Here is a 3,839-nt window from a genome sequence, read left to right on the forward strand (position 1 = left end):
CGGTCGGCCAGTTGGCTTCGCACCCCGGCCGCGTCGGCTGTCCCAGTCAGGTAGGCGACCAGGCGCTTGTCACCGGGGCGGTCCTCGCGGGCAACCACCACCGCCTGATCCACCCCATCCAGGGCGGCCAGCGCGGCCTGGATCTCGCCGAGTTCGATGCGATACCCCCGGATCTTGACCTGCTCATCGGCACGCCCCAGATACTCAAGCTGCCCATCGCCGCGCCACCGCACCACGTCCCCGGTGCGATACATCCGCGCCCCCGCCGGCGCGAACGGGCACGCCACAAACCGCGAAGCCGTCAAGCCCGCGCGACGCCAATACCCCACGCCGACCCCGCGACCGGCCACATACAACTCACCCACCACCCCGACCGGCACCGGCCGCAACCACCCATCCAGCACGAAGAAGGCCGCGCCCGATACCGGCGCACCGATCGGTGGCGCACCCGACCCCGCGATCAAGGGCGCACTCTTGGACGCCCACATCGTCGTCTCGGTGGGGCCATAGACGTTGACCATCACCCTGCCGGGCGCCCACCGATCCACCACCTCAGCCGGGCAGGCCTCGGCGCCGATCACCAATCCCGTCGACGCCAAACCCTCAGGCGACAAAGCTTTTACCGCGGAGGGAGTTTGGGTCAACACGGTGACGCGCTCAGCGATCAACAGGGCGTGGAAATCGTCCGGTGAGCGAGTCGCCGAGTCCGGGACCACCACCAGCCGGCCACCATGCAACAGGGCGCCCCAGATCTCCCACACCGAGAAATCGAAAGCGTAGGAGTGAAATTGCGTCCACACCTGTGGCGAAGCAAGGTCTAGCCCGGCGTCGAGTGACTCGAACAGCTGCACCACGTTGTACTGCGTCACCGCAACGCCTTTGGGTGCACCGGTGGTACCGGAGGTGTAGATGATGTGGGCGATGTCGTCGGGGGCCGGCACTGGCAAACCGGTGCTGGGCTGAGTTTCAATGCGGGGGTCGTCGATATCGATGACCAGCGGCGCACACCCGTTCAGCCGGGCGGCCAGGTCCGAAGTGGTGATCGCGGCGATCGGCGCGGAGTCCTCGATCATGAATGTGATCCGGGCAGGCGGATGCGCCGAATCGATCGGCAGATACGCTGCCCCCGCCTTCAACACCGCCAAGATCGCCACGATTGCCTCAGCCGACCGGGTGAACAGCAGCGCCACACATTCGCCCGGACCCACACCCGCGCCAACCAACAAGTGCGCCAACCGGTTAGCTGCTTCGTCCAGCTCCCGGTACGTCATGGAAAGGCCGCCGTAGCTTAGGGCGATGGCCTGGGGTGTGCGTAAGACCTGGGCGGCGAACGCCATGGGAATCGATACCGGCGTCGCGGGCCGGCGCAGCACCGCCCGATTGCCAATCTGATTGAGGTGGGCGTGCTCATCGCCGTCCAGCACATCGATCGACGACAGGCGCCGGCTGGGGTCAGTGGCCATTGCGTCCAGCACCCGGCGGAATCGCTCGAGGATGGTTTCGATGGCGTCGGTGTCGAACACATCGGCGTCGAATTCGGCACGCAAGCCGAGTTCGTGGCCGGTGACGGCTTGGATCGTCAGTGGATAGTCGGTGGATTCATGGCTGGTGAACGTGGTGATGTTCAATCCGCCGGCCGTTGCCAATGCGTTGGTTTCGACGGGGTAATTCTCCAACACAAACAGAGTGTCGAATAGTTGGTCGTGTCCGGTGATGCGGTGAATGTCGTTAAGTGCCAGGTGTTGGTGCTCAACGGTTTTGGTGTGTGCGCGTTGCAGCTGATCGAGCAGGTCGGTGGTGGTGGTCGCCGGCGTGATGGTGGCCCGCACCGGCACGGTGTTGATCAGCAGGCCCACCATCGCCTCGGCGCCGGGCACCTCGGCGGGCCGGCCCGAGACCACCGCACCAAAGACGACGTCGTGCTGGCCGGTCAACCACACCAGCAGCTGCGCCCAGGCGGCCTGCAGCACGGTGCTGACGGTGGCGTGCTGCGCACGGGCCAGCTCACTGACCGCGGCGGTGATCGGCTCGGGCAACCGATAGGAGGTGACCCCACGGCGCCCCTGCCCCACCCGATCGGCTGGCCCGACCAACGTGGGCGTGTCAAAGCCGGCCAGCACCGCACGCCAGGCCGCGCGGGCGGCCTCAAGGTCCCTATCGGCCAGCCAGCTGACAAACCGGCGATACGGCGCCGGCGCAGCCAGCCGCCGGCCGTGGTAGCACGCAAAGATTTCGCCCAGCAAAATCGGCAGCGACCAACCATCGACCACGATGTGGTGAGAGGTGACCACGAGCCGGTGTTGCTCGGGTGCGGTGCGGATCAACATCACCCGAAACGCCGGCGGGTCGGCGAGGTCACAGACCGCCGCGCGTTCGGCCGCGCTCAGCGAGGGCAATTGCTCCTCGCCGTCGATGCCATCCAGATCGACATACCGCCAAGGCGTTTCGGGATCAGCGGGGATGATCTGCACCGGCTCGTCGAACTGTTGGCAGAACCGGGCCGCCAAGTTGGGATGGCGGCCGACCACTGCGTGCACAGCCTCGCGCAGCCGGTACTGGTCGAGGGGCCCGCTCAACGCGATGTCCAGCTGCACCACATACACGTCGTCGCTGCCCTGCGCGGTGCTGGCGTGAAAGAGCAGCCCTTGCTGCATCGGGGTTAGCGGCAATACGTCAGCGATCCGGTTTTGCTGCTCCAGATCGTCGATCTGGTGCTGACGAAGCTGGGCGGGCGAGATATCGGACGGCGTTAGCCCGCCGCCACCGTGTTGGACGTGCGCGCAGATGCCGGCCAGGGCGTCGAACCACAACTGGCTCAGCATGCTGACCTGCGCGCGATCCAGCGCCGAGGGTGCCCAGGTCCAGTCGGCGTGCAGGTACGGGCCGGTCTCGGTGTCGACCGTGCCAATGTTGAGGTCGAGGGTGTGTGCCAGCGGCATGGGTATCGCTGCGGCCGCGCCGGTCGACGAGAGGCCGTCCCGACTGACCCGCCACAAGTCGCCGACCCCCTCGGCCGTCGCGCCAAGACGACCTAGATAGTTGAACCCGATCACCGGGTCCGACCCACCCAGATCCACCTCGATGTTCAGATAGCGCAGCAGGCCATACGTCAACCCGTCCGGATGAGCGCGCAGCTGTTCCTTGGCGTTTTTCACCAGCGCACCCAGGGACGGTTGGCCGGCGATCACCTGCGCCCAGTTCAGCCCACCGACCGCCAACGCCACCGGATATTTGGTGGTAAACCAGCCCACCGTGCGCGACAAGTCCACCCCGGGCGCCAGCTCCTCATCGCGGCCATGGCCCTCGACATCGATCCCGAGCCGGGCACTCCCAGTGCCTAAGAACTGCGTCCAGGCCAATGCGAACGCGATCAATAAGATGTCCTGGATGCCGGCATGGAACGCTGCCGGCACCTCCCCGAGCAGCAGCCGGGTGGTCTCGGTATCCAGCTCCACCGACAAGTGCCCAGCCGTGGCGAACGTGTCCACGTCCGGTTGTATTGCGGGCAACGCGGCGGGGGTCGCCGCCAACCGGCGCCATGCCTCAGCGTGCACTACCACCGATGTGTCGTATGCGTGCTTGGTCAGCGACGACGCCCACCGAGCAAACGATGTTCCGCCCGGCGGTAATGCCACCGGTTGGCCGGCGTGATGCTGGCCCCAGCCAATATTGAGGTCTTCCAACAGGATTCGCCACGACACACCGTCGACGGCGAGATGGTGAATGATCAGCGCCAGCCGGCCCGTGTCGGCAACCCAGAGCGCGCTGAGCATCACTCCGGCGGCCGGATCCAACCTCGAACGCGCCGCGACCAGCGCCGCATCGGATATCGCGTCCAC

At 66.4% G+C, this 3,839-nt stretch carries 1 protein-coding gene; it reads right to left on the bottom strand.

What is annotated here, in order from left to right; translation table 11 throughout:
* A partial coding sequence (locus A5686_RS06525; RefSeq protein ID WP_156749972.1) for an amino acid adenylation domain-containing protein occupies nt 1-3,839 on the bottom strand: 3,839 nt, incomplete at both ends.

The sequence above is a fragment of the Mycobacterium sp. E2479 genome, from assembly GCF_001667925.1.
Taxonomy (GTDB): domain Bacteria; phylum Actinomycetota; class Actinomycetes; order Mycobacteriales; family Mycobacteriaceae; genus Mycobacterium.